Raw genomic sequence first — 17,124 nt, forward strand, 5'->3', positions numbered from 1 at the left:
TTATCCTAACCAATAACCGTACGCATTCTTAATTAACAATATTTTGTGAACACGCATTAAAAGGTCATCTTTAAACCAACCATTTAACAATTATGCTGATTATTCACAGTGTATCGTCTAAATCTTACAGCTCGAAGTCATCAAAATCACTGTCTGATAAGTCAGAGTCAATCTGACCGACTAAGTAAGAGCTGATTTCTGTCTCTTGCGGTGCGACCTGAACGTTATCTGATGACAGCCATGTATTGATCCATGGAATCGGATTACTTTTAGAGTCTGGAAAGAGTGCCGGTAGGCCGACCGCTTCCATACGTAGATTGGTTATATATTCTACATATTGACACAGAATATCTTTGTTAAGTCCAATCATCGAACCATCTTTAAACAGATAGCCGGCCCATTCTTTTTCTTGTTCGGCTGCTTTACGGAAAATCTCGATACTTTCGTCATAACATTCGCGAGCGACTTCCGCCATTTCTGGATCGTCTTTACCTGATGCCATGATGTTTAACATGTGCTGGGTGCTAGTTAAGTGTAGCGCTTCATCACGGGCGATTAGCTTAATAATTTTAGCATTACCTTCCATCAGCTTACGCTCAGCAAAGGCAAATGAGCAGGCAAATGACACATAGAAACGAATCGCTTCTAATACGTTGACCGCCATCAAGCACAGATAAAGCTGTTTCTTAAGCTTTTTAAGATCCACGTATTTTTCTTCACCGTTAACCACATGCGTGCCTTCACCAAATAGGCTGTATAGCTGCGAATGCTGATACAAGTCATCATAGAAGAAGGCAATGTCAGAAGCACGTTGTAAGATATGCTCATTTTCCATAATGTCATCGAACACAACCGCAGGGTCGTTAACGATGTTACGGATAATATGGGTATAGCTGCGTGAGTGAATGGTCTCAGAGAATGACCATGTCTCAATCCATGTCTCAAGCTCAGGAATAGACACCAGTGGCAATAGCACCACGTTTGGGCTACGACCTTGGATAGAGTCGAGCAGGGTCTGATACTTTAAGTTGCTGATAAAAATATGCTGTTCATGTGTAGACAAGTTACCGTAGTCAATACGGTCTTTGGAAACATCTACTTCTTCTGGACGCCAGAAAAATGATAACTGCTTTTCGATAAGCTGCTCAAAAATAGGGTGTTTTTGTTGGTCATAACGCGCCACGTTAACAGGCTGACCAAAAAACATCGGTTCTTTGAGGGCATCATTATTGGTTTGGCAAAAGATTGAGTAGGTCATGATTTTGCCCTTTAAAATTTAGCGAGTAAAAGTTGGAATGATGGATATCGTAACGATCAGTAGAGCTGTGTCTCAATGATCTGAAGTTTCGCTCAATGATACAGCTATTCGCCGTACTAAATAGGAGGTCTGCATATTGTAATATGTTGAGCACTATAAGTCATTAGATGCTTTAATAATGGAACTCATCAGACATTAATTAGGAGGTATTGGTGAATAAGTATATTCACATCATAATAAATTAAACTATCGACTCAGAATACCTCTATGAATTGTACTCGTTGACACTCTAAAAACTATCACAAAGCTGGCATAGTAAATGGTAAACAGCGTTACAAATGTAAAGATTGTCATCACTACTATAGCGTAGAAAGAAAGTCTACCAAGAAACCCTATAATATCAAACGCCTTGCTATTCACATGTACTTAGAGGGCTTAGGGTTTTGGGCTATTAATCTTTTAAGGTCGCCAGTCTATACCTTCAATCGGCAGTTTTTCTGCTTTTTGTTGCCAATAGTGTTTATCAGTGTCATCAAATATTTCTGGCGCATATCTAATCAGATCTTCAGATTCGTCTGAATGCAAGTGTATAGCTAGGCGACTGCCTTCATTAGCAAGTACAATGAGTTTTGGTAGTGAATACTCAATACATTTAGGATCGGCAGGATCGAAGTCGTCTGCCAGCTGCATCGCTTCAGCATCAATTAATCCAGCTTCTATTAACATTTTAAAAGGAGCCTCCGAAATATCATTCGACCAAGTTGGGTTGTTTTCATTATCAATTATCTCTCCATAATTGCCCATTTTATATATCGTACCTATCACGAGTGCTTCAACCTGCTCTGGAGAGATCTGCTGATACAACTCAATATACTTGCTAAGATATCTCACTGCTTCATAATCATTTTTAGGGACATATTCTCCAAAATAATAAGAATTGAATAAATATATTAAAACATCACTTACGTCGCTCTGAGTCAATCCGTTACTGAGTTGAAGGACTTCTCTGACCTTCTCCTTGCCACCTTGAGCGCTATATTTATGCAGATTCTCATTTGACGGGAAGATAGTTAGGTCTGCATTCATAATATATTGCTCTGCGGCTTTCTGCATTTCTTTGATTTCACTCTCTATTTCTGGATTATGAGTTACCGCAGCATTGGCGGTAATCATAGGGTGATTTATAACTTGACGGTGATAGTAACCACATTGATCACTTGAATCAGCTGTTGGTATAGACGGGTTACTTTTTTCAATACTAATCTCTGCGATACTAGGGGTTGATAGACCTAGTAGAATTGACAGGACAGATAACTTGAGTAGCTTATTAGTTAGTGTCGTAAGTGGTCTATTGATAGGTAGGGGAGTACTTAAAGAGGTGATGCTCGTTTGTTTGCCTAATGTTCTATTACTTGTTTTGCTAATCATTAATTTAATTTTATGCATCTAAAGTCCTTTTAATATATTTCTAATTAAGTATTCTGTATTAATATTAACTTCTTCACTATGTAGTATAGTTTAAAATTATACTAATTTCATATTTACTAATTATGCCAATTGAGCACTGCAAACCCTAAATCTTTTGAAACATGATAGTTTTATTAAATATCGGGATGCATTATGATAATAGAGTTGAAGTTGTTGCTACAAAAGGCGGCACTATTTTTTAAGCTGGTTTTGGAAAAGTGGGGCTGGTGGTAGCTGTACTGGGAATCGTTGCCTTATCTCTCTTCAAGATAGTATTTGGATGGACTTTTATCGGCATTGGTCATTTTCAAAAGATTTTTCTTCTCAGAAAGCGGTATCTTTGAAAAGCGTGTTGGTTAGGTGATGATGCTTTGACCAATACAGATGAAATAGTAGATTATTTAATCTGTGGGTTTCACTGAGTTGCACGTACGCTACGGTTCTTACATAAGTCTGTTTTAATTTAAGGTTGACTGTACTTTCAATCGGTGTTGTTGAGTTAGCTGAGCTTTTGTGCCATTTATGGTAGCGTGGGTGATAACCCACGGCAAGCCAAGCTATTATGAAAATTGAGCTTACTATTCTATTGATAGATTCATTGAACTGATTGATAACGTAAGTGCTACTTAATCCGTTGGTTTCACTGCGTGGCACCCACGCTACGCTTGCTGAATCCATGCGAGGTCATAAATAATTCCTTAAGGTTTAAAGTGCCTTTGAGTTTAGCTAAATTAATTAAATAAAGAAACTTATTTGCTTATATTGGCTTTTTTATTAAGTTTATATTAATATCCAGTGAAACTAAATTAAACCGTATTAATATGAAAAAACTATTAATTGCGGCACTCGCATTTAAATCAATGTCAGCGTCAGCATTAACTCCGGAAGGTGAGCAGTATTATAGTTCATTGGCAGGACTAGCTTATAATGTTATGGCTATTAGACAGATAGGCTTACCGTATGAAAATGTCACCGAGGAAATAAACTCTTTTAATTACACAACAGGTAGCGATGAACTAAACGAATATGTATGTGAAACTACATTAAAGTTAATGGACGTAGCGTATCAAGTGCCTGTAATACCTAATGATGAAATGAAAACCTATATGATGGAATCCTTTTCAAGTACAATTTATGATGGCTGTACGTCAAAGATTTAAGCATCATAATGAACATTTAATAGCTTAAATGAGTCTTAAGAACTCAATTATTAAGCCTTACTAGAAAATAGTAGGGCTTTTTTTAGTTACAAAGGAAACATTTGTATAATGGGAAACAATTGCTGATTAGCTACCTTTGGGGTAATATAATGTTTACAATCGTAAAGATTTACCAACGGGGGCATTATGTCATTTATCAGAAAATATTTTAGATTATTTAATGGGCCAATATCCATTATAGGTAATAAAAATATTCAGAATGAAAAAAGTCAACTAATTATTGATACTTATGGAAATATTAGGATAAATTATAAAAATCCTGAAGTTCAAAAGAATATTAAAAATCAGATTCAAGAATTTAATAAAATAAAAGTGCATAAAGCTGAAACGAATTAGAAATGGCTTTACTTATTGTTTTATATATACTTGTGTTAGGGTATATGAATGTCTCATCTGAACCAGTTAGAAAAAATGCACTTAAAAGAACTGCAGGATGGGAAGCATATGTGTTTTTAGCTAAAAGTGGTCTATCTCTTTTAGTATCATCTATAGTGGCTTGGTTATTCATATATACATTAATTTGGGGTATAAGTGTATTATTAGAAGGACTTTTTGCATTATGTTGTAAACCTGGCTTTTCAATACTAAATGATTTAAAAAATACAGTTTTAAGTATTGAGGTAATTATCAATAATAAGTTATATAGCTTTGCGTTAAGTGTTATGTTTTTGGCTTGGATATTAGGAAGTGCTGGCTACAACTCAAAAAAATCAACCTATAACTATGAAGAATTAAAAAGTCTTGATGGAGTTTTGGACATTGTTATACAGGCTATGCAAACCAATTCTACTATTAAGGTTTCACTAAAATCTAGAAAAGTATATATAGGTATGGTTTTTGGGGAGCAGTTTAAAAATGCAGATTTAGAAAATATCGTAATTGTACCGTATTTAAGTGGGTATAGAGATAAAGATACATTAAAAATGATAATCGAATGCAATTACACAGATATGTATCTAAAGAATGACCTTTTCAAAACGAGCAATGGAAAAAAAGTCGTAACTGAAGAACGTATTAATGATTTTAAGCTATTAATAAGGGTAGAAGAGATAGAAAGTATTTCGCTTTTTGATCCAAATATCTACAATGATTTTCAAACATTAAATATTGGTAATTAGGGTTAGAATGAAAAAATGCCTCACTTTTAAGTGAGGCATTTTTTATTTTAGATATTAAAGAAAATAAAGGCTCGAAGTTCAAATAAAGCCAATTCAAATATACAAGAAATAAGGAAACACTATGCTTTGTAACGACTATGGCACCGCTAAGTTTAAGGGCGTAGAGTTTGAGATATTGCCAGTAACGTATAGCGGTGGTCGTAGAATACTAACTCACACCTATCCATTTAGCGACCACCACTATAATGAGGGCCTGGGTGATCTACCTGAGAAATTTAGCGTCACTGGGTGCTTTCACGGTAAAGATTTTAGAGATAAATTTCAAACAGCGAAAAGGATCTGGAGCGTAAGAGGCGATGGGGTTTATTTTGACCCAACAATTAAACGTAGCTTCCAATGCACCTTAAAAGACTGGTCATACAAACTAGACCATAAAAAACTTAACTATATTGAACTTACGTTAGAGCTAGTCGAAAGAGCCAATGACCCTTACCCAAGTAACATACTTGGTTTGATTGGTCAGATTAATGGAATTATCGATGATGTGATTGGTGCCATAAGCGACGTGCACGTTGCAGTGAGTCAACTCGTGGGGAGTGTCCGCAGTGTAACAGACGGACTTAAAGCTGGCTATGAGTACATGGACGACGGTAGCGTCAGAATGACAATGCCGGCAAGCGATTATGTTGAAACTAAAGAAGCTATTACGCAAGGCATAGAAGTGTCTGAATCTGTGACTACCGACACGCCCAAGACCGTATTGGCCAATAATAATATTAAAGCAGTGCTAACAGTACAAGAAGCAGCGGTTGAAACAGCACCGACCTCATTTTATAAAATGGGTAGCGAAGTGAGGTCAACGGGGACGATTGTCGAGGAAGCACAAACCCAGCTTATAGTGCAAACTTCACTCGTTTATTACTTTGAAAAAATATCGGACAAAGCCGACTTTGGCGAGCTGCAAGACTTTAGAGATAGAGCAACATCTATCAAAGATGACCTACAGACAACCATAGAGCGAGTTAAGTCTGAACCATTGCAATTTGTTAAGTCAAACGAGCGAAGTGTTTGTCAGACTAACAAACAGACTATTATTGACGCTATGCAAAAGCTCATTGAGCAAGTCGATGACATGATTATCTATACCGGGCAAGCGACAACACATACGCCAACCTATAATCTTGACGGTACACACCACGCTCTAGTAGCGAGCTATGAGCTATATGGCGATATCAGTCAAGCGAGTGATATTATTCAGTTGTCAGGTGGGGTATCAGGTTCGCAACTGAGTAGGGTTAATTACTATCAGTGATCACCATACTATTTATTTAGCATTTGTTATACTAGGTATTAATTAATATAAATAAAATGGTATATGAAATGAAGCTAGATAAAAGAACGTTGGAAATTGAGGGTTACAACCTAACCATTAATGACGACGATATGAATGTGATATATGCCCATGATGACGGACAACACTTTGAGTTCACTACAGAATATATTCAAACTATTTTTCATACTGGCGGTATAGACGCTTTGGAAAGTCTAATTCGAAAGCATCACATAAGTGCAACTAATGGCGATTGTCTAAAATACATATAAAATAAATTTCACATATAAACCTTACATTAGGAAAGTATTATGAAGCGCCTTTTAATATCTTGATTGGCTATCGTTGCGATGTCAACTATGTCTTTAGTAAATGCTGCAGAAGAAGAAATCTGTGCAAAATATAAAGTGTTCATTAATAAATGGTCAAAAATTATAATGTTGATGCCTTGATAATTGATGGGAGTGAACTTGGTAGGGAAACAGGCTGCTATAATTGTTATGAATCTTTTTCAAAATATGCTGTTATTTTTTTGGGCAATGATGCAGCATCTGTTATTGAACTAGAAGATCGATATTTAGGTTATTCGGGTACTGAAGGGTATGATCAAGAAGGTAGAATGTGGGAAATTAGTGAAAGCTCAGGATATTGTTATTAATAGTTTAGGTACTTGGTATTTACTTTCTGTTTGTAAGAGTCCAAGCATTTTCATTTTAACTTCATTAAAGTATTCATGCTGATAACTTGTGAACATATGAATTCCTAGATGCTATTTGAGTATTTAGTAAAAAACTTAAATTTCCACATACTTGTTGTATCAGAGGAGCGGTTTAGCCCTGACAGGAGCGGTATCCTGCTGACGACAATGGCGATGCGAACTGTGGATAGGGGTGGTGTCGAGATAACAGCAACACACCTAGACACGATAGTTCGCACGCCATTGGCTAAGTAGATACAAGTGGATGGCAGGATTAGCTACCAAAATACTACAACTTACAAGCACCACTCGCACAGCCATCATCAATATCGGCTTGGGCATCGTTCGCACCATCACGAGTGTTGTGATAATAAAGAGTCTTAACGCCGAGCTTATATGCTGTTAGTAAGTCTTTTAACAACACTTTCATCGGTACACGGCTGCCCTCATAGCGAGTAGGATCATAGTTGGTGTTAGCAGAGATACTTTGGTCAATAAACTTCTGCATTACCGCAACTAACTGCAAGTAGCCATTGTTGTCAGGCATTTGCCACAATAGTTCGTACTGACCTTTTAGATTCAAGATATCAGGCACAACTTGCTTTAAGATGCCATCTTTAGACGCCTTAACCGATACCAAGCCGCGTGGTGGCTCAATGCCGTTAGTAGCATTAGCAATCTGGCTTGAGGTCTCAGATGGCATCAATGCAGATAGAGTAGAGTTGCGTAGACCATGCTCTTTAATCTCGCTACGTAACGCTTCCCAGTCAAGCCTCAATGGCTCATTGCACACTTTATCTAAGTCCGCTTTATAGGTATCAATTGGCAGAATACCTTGCGAGTAGGTGGTCTCATTAAAAGCAGGGCAAGCGCCTTTTTCTTTCGCCAGTTTGTTAGACGCTTTTAGTAAATAATACTGTAGCGCTTCAAACGTCTGATGCGTCAGACCAAGGGCCGAGCCGTCAGAGTAACGAGTACCATTTTTGGCTAAGTAATAAGCATAGTTAATCACGCCCACACCTAGCGTACGGCGACGCATACTGCCATTTTCAGCGGCTTTAACCGGATAGTCTTGGTAATCAAGTAGGGCATCAAGCGCACGGACAATTAGTTCGGCAGGCTCTTCCATATCGTCTAAGTTTTCGACTTCACCCAAGTTAATTGCCGATAGCGTACAGAGGGCAATTTCGCCTTTTTCATCATTGATGTTATCCAGTGGCTTAGTTGGCAGTGCAATCTCCATACATAAGTTGGACTGACGGATAGGGGCAACCGTGGCATCAAAGGGGCTGTGAGTGTTGCAATGATCAACGTTTTGGATGTAGATACGACCCGTGCTGGCACGCTCTTGCATCATTAAGCTGAACAATTCTGTCGCTGGCACATGACGCTTACGAATGCTCTCGTCTTGCTCGTATTTAACATACAGCTCTTCGAATTTGTCTTGGTCCGCAAAGAACGCTTCGTATAAGCCAGGCACATCTGATGGTGAGAATAGAGCGATGTCTTGACCTTTAATCAAGCGAGTGTATAGGGTACGGTTAATTTGCACACCGTAGTCCATATGACGCACACGGTTGTCTTCTACGCCGCGGTTGTTTTTAAGCACCAATAACGACTCAACTTCTAAGTGCCATAGTGGATAGAATAAGGTTGCCGCACCACCACGTACGCCGCCTTGTGAACAGCATTTAACGGCAGTTTGGAATAGTTTGTAGAATGGGATACAACCGGTATGCTGTGCTTCACCACCACGGATAGGGCTGCCTAGCGCACGGATGTTACCGGCGTTGATGCCAATGCCGGCACGCTGTGATACATAGCGTACAATAGCGCTAGTAGTGGCGTTAATTGAGTCTAAGCTGTCACCACATTCAATCAATACGCATGAGCTAAACTGACGCGATGGGGTACGCACGCCTGACATGATTGGCGTTGGTAATGAGATCTTGAAGGTCGATGCTGCATCATAGAAGCGCTTCACATAGTGCATACGCTCAGACTTATCGTATGAGGCAAACAGACACATACCGACTAGCACATACAGGAACTGCGGGCTTTCATAAACGGTCTTGGTCACACGGTCTTGAACTAAGTATTTACCGGCCATTTGCTCAGCAGCTGCATAAGCAAGGTTCATATCACGCCAGTGGTCGATGTAGTCGTTTAATTCATCAAACTCTTCACGAGAATAATCTTGCAAAATGTGTTGGTCATATTTACCAGCTTCGGTCAGCTTGCTTACATGGTCATATAAATGTGGTGGCTCAAACTGATTATAGGCAATTTTACGTAAATGGAAGATGGCCAAACGTGCCGCAAGATATTGATAATCTGGGGTTTCTTCACTGATTAAATCGGCAGCGGCTTTGATGATGGTCTCGTGAATATCACGGGTTTTGATACCGTCATAAAACTGAATATGAGACTTAAGCTCAACTTGCGAAACAGAGACATTATCCAGACCTTTTGCGGCCCAAGTTATCACTTTATGGATTTTGTCTAAATCGATTGGCTCTAATCGGCCATCTCGTTTCATTACTTGAATATTATCCATATGTGTCATTGCTGTCTCCGTTATTTTATTGCAGGCTAATAGGATGAAACGCTCGTAGAATTAAATGAGAACACTCCATACAGCGTTGTGTCTATCAAATCAGACAGACACTATATATGGGGTGGTTTTTATATGATAGACACAATATAAAGGAAAAAAAGAAATTTTACTATCTTGACAAATCACTCTAAAGGGGTTCAACTTCACGATTCATAGTGAATAATCAGACACCGAAAATATTTGCAAATCTGCAACCGTTGAAGCGCTGCCGTGTAGCGGTTATGTCAAGTAAAAAATGCACTTTTTTTAGCGTCAAAAAATATTTTCAGAGTTTTGTGAACACCGCGTTCAACAACAAACATTCGTTTAGTTGTCTTCTAATCTATCAAACTAATAGGACTAAGTCGGCTGATCTTTGAGGGGTTAATTTATCTATTTGAATTACAGAACGTTTAGGTTTTGATGTCTATTTTCTGATTTAAGATATTTTGCACATAAAAAAAGAGCCGCGTTAGCGACTCTAATTATTGAACCTAAGATATGTTTTACATCACTCACGGGTTAGGAGGGATGACTTGAAGTGGATGATTACACCACAGTACGCACGGTAGGCGCTTTATCAAGTGCTGCATATAGCTTGTTTACTTGCTCAGCTTCGGTAAAGTACAGTTTTACGCGTAATGAGCTAAAACGGCCAGTGCTTGATTTTTTGACCTGAATCGTTTCATGATCAAAATCTGGGAATTGAGTACCCAAAATCATTTTCACTTCATTTAATAGTGTATCGTGCTCACCTTCGTGACCAATAATGCTCATTGGATAATCCATTGGGAATGCCCAAAGATCAGGGTTTTGGATATCTGTTTTTTTGGCTAATGGGTCAGTGCGTAAGGTTAATTCACGGCTTAAATCAATGTTTTTGTCAGACATAATGTCTCCATTTATATTTTATTAAATAGTCTTTCGTATGAGTACTATATGAGGGTATTATCGAATTTCTCAAGAGGCAGTAGTGGGGTGCTAAGCTAACCTTGCTCTACATAATCCAAAACCCTCAAACACAAAAAAGCTGAGAATATCTCAGCTTTTTTGATTCAACCTATATTTTTAGTACGTTACTTAAAAGTGAGTACGATACTTAAAAACTAGTCATTTTCTAAGAACGAACGTAGGTGCTCAGAGCGAGAAGGATGGCGCAGCTTACGTAATGCTTTTGCCTCAATCTGACGAATACGCTCACGAGTCACATCAAACTGTTTACCAACTTCTTCTAGCGTGTGATCAGTTGGCATATCGATACCGAAGCGCATACGCAGTACTTTCGCTTCACGTTCAGTAAGGTTACCTAGTACATCACGAGTCGCTTCTTGTAGACCGGCTGAGGTTGCATCTTCAACAGGGCTTGAGATGGTTTGGTCTTCAATGAAGTCACCTAGGTGCGAATCTTCATCATCACCGATTGGGGTTTCCATTGAAATAGGCTCTTTCGCAATTTTTAATACCTTGCGAACTTTTACCTCATCCATCTCTAAACGTTCGCCTAATTCCTCAGGCGTAGGCTCGCGGCCCATCTCTTGCAATAATTGACGTGAAACACGGTTAATTTTGTTAATTGTTTCAATCATATGTACAGGGATACGAATGGTACGCGCTTGGTCAGCGATAGAGCGGGTAATTGCCTGACGAATCCACCATGTCGCATAGGTCGAGAACTTATAACCACGGCGATATTCAAATTTATCGACCGCTTTCATCAGACCAATGTTACCTTCTTGAATCAAATCTAGGAACTGTAGACCACGGTTGGTATATTTCTTAGCGATAGAAATAACCAAACGTAAGTTAGCTTCTACCATTTCTTTCTTCGCACGGCGTGCTTTTGCTTCACCGATGGCCATACGGCGCGCCACTTCTTTCATCTCGGTAATTTCCATACCAAGCTTGTCTTCATGGTCACGGATACGGCGCTGTAGTACTACAACGTCATCAACGACTTTGGCTAAACTGTCGGCAAATTTCGGGTTACCTTTAAGACGATCGCTTAACCAATCAACATTGGTCTCATTACTTGGAAAGGTCTTACGGAACTCAGCACGAGGCATCTTACCGCGGCGAATCACTAAACGCATGATTTGACGTTCTTGCTTACGCACGTCGTCATACACGTCATGCATAATCGCCATTACGTTATCTGACATACGGTTGTTTAGCTTTAATAGCATAAAGCGTTCAGCCAATTGAGCATAGGCTTCTTCTGCTTGCGGGCTACCGCGGCCATATTCGTCCAGTGCTTGTTTAGCAGTGGCAAATAATTCGCGAATTTCTTCAACACGTTGGCGAACGATTTCAGGGTCTAGACCGACAGTCTCTTCTGCTTCTTCTTCGTCATCAGTGTCTTCATCTTCGTCATCATCGTCGTCGATGTCTTTGGCTTTCGACTTAGTGGTGATAACTGGAACTTTCTCTTCTTCCTCCTCTGCCTGCTCAAGCTCTTCTGGGTCTAAGAAACCCGTGATTACATCAGAAAGCTTTTTCTCGCCTGCCTCAACAAGGTCGTATTCATCCAGAATAAACTGAACCGTACCTGGCCAGTAAGCCATCGCATGTTGTACGTCACGGATACCTTCTTCGATACGTTTAGCGATAACAATCTCGCCTTCACGGGTCAATAGGTCAACGGTACCCATTTCACGCATATACATACGCACAGGATCAGTGGTGCGACCTGGCTCAGTTTCCACTGCAGCAAGTACAGCAGCGGCTTCATCGGTCGCCATTTCATCATCGCCGGATTCGTCATTCATCAAGATATCATCAGCGTCAGGGGCTGTCTCGAAGATCTTGATGCCAACGTCGGTTAACATCTGTACGATGTCTTCAATTTGGTCACTTTCAGTAATAGAGGCGGGAAGTTGGTCATTCACCTCAGCATAAGTCAAATAGCCTTGCTCTTTACCCATCTGGATAAGTGTGGCTAGTTGAGAGGTAGATTGAGAGGCTGCCTTATCGGTCATAATATCTCGCTTGCAATAGAAGATGTGGGTTAAAGGTAGAGTGAGGGAGTGGCCTTGATTGTGATCTTGTTAGTCAGTCGTCTTATTATTTTAAACGTCTCTTTTAAATTGCGCGCTACGTCACAAGTCGCTCATCAAGGCTGAATATATAAAGGAGTAGGCTGACATTATAACATAATATAAAAAACAGCACCGCAAACACCGTTCGGTTATTCGTCCCATTGGTGTGTTAAATAACTCACTAAGAACTACCCATCGTTAATTAATGTATGGGGGCGTGCAGGTTTTTTTAAAGCTTAAATTGATTAATGAGTGTTTAATAACGATAAAGCGTGTCAGGTAACTAGCCAATTTTTGCCGATTGCTCTGCTTGATGCTTTTTTTGCCACATAGACAAGGTTTGGCGTTGCCTATTCAAATAGGTCATCATATTTAAATCTTTGGTATCGGCGATTTGTTTCGACAAAGCTTGAAACATCAGCTGTATAAGTAAGTCATCGACCAGTTCATCGACATCGATAATACCGCGCTGATCTAAATTTGACCAAAAAGGCCGCCAACGCTGAGCCAGTATTTGTTGCTGCTGTCTCGGCAGATTGGCCAAAATAAAATGCGCTGCCGCATTGGTATCTTTTGGCAAATGGGGCGATAAGCTGATAATGGTTCGAGTCAAAGCCGTTAAGCTTGGGCTATTAAAATCATCCCAGCTCGGCAAGGTCGGTACATTCAGACGCTTTTGATTAATTTCTTGCTGCAGCTTTGGCGGTATTGGAATATCGGCCACACCTGACACTTGCCATAAGCGCTCAACGGGGTCTTCTGTTAATAAGTTTGGTGAAAACAGTAGGCACAGCTCAAGCTGACGCCCAATGGTCATGTCGCTATCAAAATCTAACAGCACATCATGCGCCGAATTCTTTTGATTTTTACGCCCGCCAAGCTTCTGATAAATATCGTTGTTTAACAGATACTTAAAGCTTGACCCTTTGGGCAGGTTATTGGTCAATTGACGCACTTGTGACATCAATTTAGCCTTGCCTTCAGCGACACTTAAATCATAACGCTCACTTAAATAGGCAAAGATATATTGCGATAATGGCATGGCACGTTTGATTTGCTCACGCATCGCATCAACGCCTTGCATCGCAATATAGGTATCGGGGTCATGACCACCTGGTAAGGTCAAAAAGCGCAGCTCTTTGTCATCACTTAATACCGGTAGCGCAACTTCTAGGGTACGCCATGCTGCCTTTTGACCAGCGCTGTCACCATCAAAACATAAGGTGAGAGTCGGGTTCATTTGTAGTAGACGTGCAATTTGGGTTTCGTTAATGGAGGTGCCCATGGACGCGACTGCCCCATAAATACCGGCTTGGTATAAGGCGATAACGTCCATATAGCCTTCCACCACGACCCAATCGTTGGCGCGGTGCTGGCGAGACTCAAAGTAGCCATATAGTACGTGCTGCTTATGGAAGACAGGCGAGTCGCTTGAGTTAATGTATTTAGGTTTCACCTCATTATCGAGTGCACGTCCTGCAAAGCCGATAATACGACCTTGATTGTCACGGATTGGGAAAATAACCCGATCACGTAGCAAGTCATAATCGCGGCCTTTTTCGGATTTACGTACTAAGCCTAAGGCTCTTAAACCCTCGATATCTTGCGGAAAGGCTTGCTCCAAATGCTGCCAACCTGCCGGCGCATAGCCCAGCATAAACTCATTAATGGTGGCGTCAGTTAATCCGCGCTCTTTAAAATACGCCATTGCTTGAGTATTATTATGCAAGTTACGCTGATAAAATTCGCCGATGCTAATGAGCAGCTCGTATAAGTTGCCTTCTTGCGACTGTGCTTGAGCGTTATTTGATGCGTTATCTGAAACAAAAGGGACTGCGCCATCTGCGGCAGTAAAACCATCATCCCATACAGGCGGTGTACCATCATTACCGAAATAGCTCTCTGACTCGTAGTAACTGCCCATATCAGCATCATTGTAATAACCTGTATCGAGAACAGGTCCATTAGGCATATCCAATGGAGACGGTGTTAATGTGCCTACGTTGCTATTATCTGTTACCGTGCCATTAGCTGTCTGCGTAGGCTGATTGGTCGTCGCAGAGTTTTGAGCACTGTTTTGAGCATTATTTTGATGATTACTGCTTTGATTGCTACTATTTTGATTATTAGGGTTTTGGCGGCTATCGGAGTTGTTGCTTCTGTTATTGCTGTTTCTATTGTTAGATGAGTTTGTATTAGAGGCAGGAGTAGAGCGCTTATATTGAACTTTACGATTGTCTTCTTTGGGTATCTCGATACCGGTTTGGCGCGACAGCTCTCTCACCGCTTCCATAAAGGTTTGGTTTTCATAATCTTTTAAAAAGCTGATTGCATTACCAGACACGCCACAACCAAAGCAGTTGTAGACGTTCTTTTGCGGATTAACATAAAAAGAGGGGGTCTTTTCGCCATGAAACGGGCAATTACCCTTAAACTCTCGTCCCGCCTTTTTTAGAGTCGTGTGTTTACCAATTATTCCCACCAAGTCTGCTTGGCTATTGAGTTGATCGAGAATATGGCTGGGAATACTCATAGGATACTAATTATAATAAATAAGAAAGCTTAAGACAGACAAACCACTTTACATAAGTATAAAGTGGTTTGTCACGATAATAAGCAAGTCGCCTGTTGATGCATAGATATAGAGGCTATTTAAACCCTCTATCTAAAGTCACTAAATAGATGGATTCAATCAATAACGATACTATATCAATGCGGGCTGCTGCACAAAAGTAAAGCGGTTTGAGCGCTTGCGAATGCTACTCGGCAGTCTCTTGTTCAACAGGGCGTCTGATATTTTCAGCTGTCGGTCTAACCACACGAATATTACTTAGATCCGTTTCTGGCTCTGCGCGTGGTGGCTCAACATCATCAGGGTACATCTCGCTTGGGCTAGTAATTCTGCGCTGAGGGCGAGGGCCTGTTGGCTGTGCACCTGGATCATCTGGAAGACCAAGACCCACATTAATGCCGCGACGCGTTTGCGGTAGGGCGGGTAAGCTATCTTGAGTTATGGCCGTTGTATTATCATTAGGTAGCTGTAATTGTGTTGCTTGCTGAATAACCTGCTGTCTGGTCTCACCTTGATATTGCTCAGGCAGAACGGCAGTTGACTCATTACGGTTATCCTTATTCGAACGGCCAAGCTTACCAAAGGTCAGCATATTTATGATGCTGCTCTTACGGTTGATGTTTAGCTTCACTTGTCCATTATTGTTTAACCAATCTGGGTAGTTGATTTGCAATAAGGTTTTATATTCTTTGGCTAGGTCAGTTAAGCCCAACTGCTCATTACTATAAGCAAGAATGGCAATTGCTTCTGGGATTTGCGGGCTAAGTGGATAATACTGGAAAACCCATCGTGCACGGTTAGCAGAAGCAACATAGGCTTCACGCTTGATATACCAACGCGCTGCAGCAAGCTCACTTTCTGCAAACTGGTTATAGATATAGTTCATACGCTGCGCCGCATCTGGTGCATAACGGCTATCAGGATAACGGCTTAACAACTCTTGGAAGTTACTAAAGGCAAGGCGCAAATAAGAGGTATCACGATGAGCCTGCTCAAGACGGGCAATGTTTATCAAAGCACTGTGACCGGCCTGCATATTGGCAACGCCGCGCACATAATACGCATAATCTACTTGGATATTACGCGGATATAGCTTAATAAATTGCTCTGCACTGGCAGCGGCTAATTCGTATTCTTTACTCTTAAACTGAGTGTACATAAGGTCAAGCAACGCTTGTTCTGCATACTCACCGGTTGGGTAGAAAGTGCGAAGCTCAGATAACTGCTCAGAGGCATAGATATAGCGCTCTTTTTCCATTGAGCGAACCGCGTCAGCATAATATTCTGCATCGGTTTTTTCTGCGGTAATAATAGCGTCTTCACCATCGCCAGTTAGATTTTTAATGGTCTGACAGCCTGTTAAGCTAAATATGCCAGCGGTTAGCACGGCCATGGTTAATTTATTCATAGTATTATTCGATTGTTCGGACTTGGGTTTGGTAAATGCAGTAAATAAAGAGTTCGAAGCACGCTGCATGGAAATCTCCGCAGAATAGGATGGTCAATATTAATGGCACTAGTGTAGCATACCGCTATAATTTTGGCATAGAAGATATTATGTCATACCGTCAAGCGAGAAAAGGTATTAGCTTGGTTGTGTTAACTTACCTTATCTTAAAACAGTTTGCTACTGGTCGATAGATGGTAAATCAATTGGGTTTTACAGCGGAATAACCTTAATGTCGCCATGATTCAGCTAAGCTATTGCACTAATATAGAGACAGTGGTGACAGCAAATCAGCGAGACAGGGTCAAATCGTGCTACACTTAAGGCATAAAATAACGCTTATTTTAGGCGCTTATTTACGTTAGTTACAGCACCATTTATTTA

12 protein-coding genes and 1 pseudogene are annotated in these 17,124 nt (G+C 40.3%); 6 read left to right on the forward strand and 7 right to left on the reverse strand.

Translation table 11 applies throughout. The features are described 5' to 3' along the window. Positions 1 to 124: 124 nt before the first annotated feature. Positions 125 to 1,258, reverse strand: coding sequence for a class Ia ribonucleoside-diphosphate reductase subunit beta (gene nrdB / locus AC2SLM_RS02590; RefSeq protein WP_486551800.1), 1,134 nt, complete (start codon positions 1,256 to 1,258; stop codon positions 125 to 127). Positions 1,259 to 1,552: 294 nt separating this feature from the next. Here nrdB and AC2SLM_RS02595 point away from each other — a divergent pair. Continuing rightward, positions 1,553 to 1,711, forward strand: a pseudogene (locus tag AC2SLM_RS02595) (IS1/IS1595 family N-terminal zinc-binding domain-containing protein); the annotation flags it as partial. Between the two features lie 6 nt (positions 1,712 to 1,717). On the opposite strand, the gene AC2SLM_RS02600 reads toward AC2SLM_RS02595, so the two are convergent. After that, the gene (locus tag AC2SLM_RS02600; protein ID WP_486551801.1) at positions 1,718 to 2,704 is read right to left on the reverse strand and encodes a hypothetical protein; all 987 of its coding nucleotides are present in this window, start codon (positions 2,702 to 2,704) and stop codon (positions 1,718 to 1,720) included. An 842-nt stretch (positions 2,705 to 3,546) separates the two neighbouring features. Here AC2SLM_RS02600 and AC2SLM_RS02605 point away from each other — a divergent pair. From AC2SLM_RS02605 to AC2SLM_RS02625, 5 genes are all read left to right on the forward strand, one after another. After that, positions 3,547 to 3,885 (forward strand): hypothetical protein, encoded by a 339-nt coding sequence (locus AC2SLM_RS02605; protein ID WP_486551803.1) that lies wholly within the window; start codon positions 3,547 to 3,549, stop codon positions 3,883 to 3,885. A 186-nt stretch (positions 3,886 to 4,071) separates the two neighbouring features. Further along, positions 4,072 to 4,281 (forward strand): hypothetical protein, encoded by a 210-nt coding sequence (locus tag AC2SLM_RS02610; RefSeq protein ID WP_486551805.1) that lies wholly within the window; start codon positions 4,072 to 4,074, stop codon positions 4,279 to 4,281. Between the two features lie 2 nt (positions 4,282 to 4,283). Then, complete coding sequence (locus AC2SLM_RS02615) at positions 4,284 to 5,063, forward strand: hypothetical protein (protein ID WP_486551806.1); 780 nt, start codon at positions 4,284 to 4,286, stop codon at positions 5,061 to 5,063. A 121-nt stretch (positions 5,064 to 5,184) separates the two neighbouring features. Then, positions 5,185 to 6,375, forward strand: coding sequence for a DNA circularization N-terminal domain-containing protein (locus AC2SLM_RS02620; RefSeq protein ID WP_486551807.1), 1,191 nt, complete (start codon positions 5,185 to 5,187; stop codon positions 6,373 to 6,375). 439 nt (positions 6,376 to 6,814) lie between these two features. Continuing rightward, positions 6,815 to 7,051 (forward strand): hypothetical protein, encoded by a 237-nt coding sequence (locus tag AC2SLM_RS02625; RefSeq protein ID WP_486551808.1) that lies wholly within the window; start codon positions 6,815 to 6,817, stop codon positions 7,049 to 7,051. Positions 7,052 to 7,379: 328 nt separating this feature from the next. Here AC2SLM_RS02625 and nrdA read toward each other — a convergent pair whose 3' ends face one another. From nrdA to AC2SLM_RS02650, 5 genes are all read right to left on the reverse strand, one after another. Beyond that, complete coding sequence (gene nrdA / locus AC2SLM_RS02630; protein ID WP_486551809.1) at positions 7,380 to 9,656, reverse strand: class 1a ribonucleoside-diphosphate reductase subunit alpha; 2,277 nt, start codon at positions 9,654 to 9,656, stop codon at positions 7,380 to 7,382. 579 nt (positions 9,657 to 10,235) lie between these two features. Further along, positions 10,236 to 10,577 (reverse strand): YbeD family protein, encoded by a 342-nt coding sequence (locus AC2SLM_RS02635; RefSeq protein WP_486540328.1) that lies wholly within the window; start codon positions 10,575 to 10,577, stop codon positions 10,236 to 10,238. 215 nt (positions 10,578 to 10,792) lie between these two features. Further along, complete coding sequence (gene rpoD, locus AC2SLM_RS02640; RefSeq protein WP_486551811.1) at positions 10,793 to 12,661, reverse strand: RNA polymerase sigma factor RpoD; 1,869 nt, start codon at positions 12,659 to 12,661, stop codon at positions 10,793 to 10,795. 343 nt (positions 12,662 to 13,004) lie between these two features. Then, a complete protein-coding gene (dnaG, locus tag AC2SLM_RS02645; RefSeq protein ID WP_486551812.1) occupies positions 13,005 to 15,254 on the reverse strand; it encodes a DNA primase in 2,250 nt (749 codons plus the stop codon). 226 nt (positions 15,255 to 15,480) lie between these two features. Further along, positions 15,481 to 16,770, reverse strand: coding sequence for an outer membrane protein assembly factor BamD (locus AC2SLM_RS02650; RefSeq protein WP_486551814.1), 1,290 nt, complete (start codon positions 16,768 to 16,770; stop codon positions 15,481 to 15,483). Positions 16,771 to 17,124: the final 354 nt, after the last annotated feature.

The organism is Psychrobacter sp. CX16, assembly GCF_057396245.1.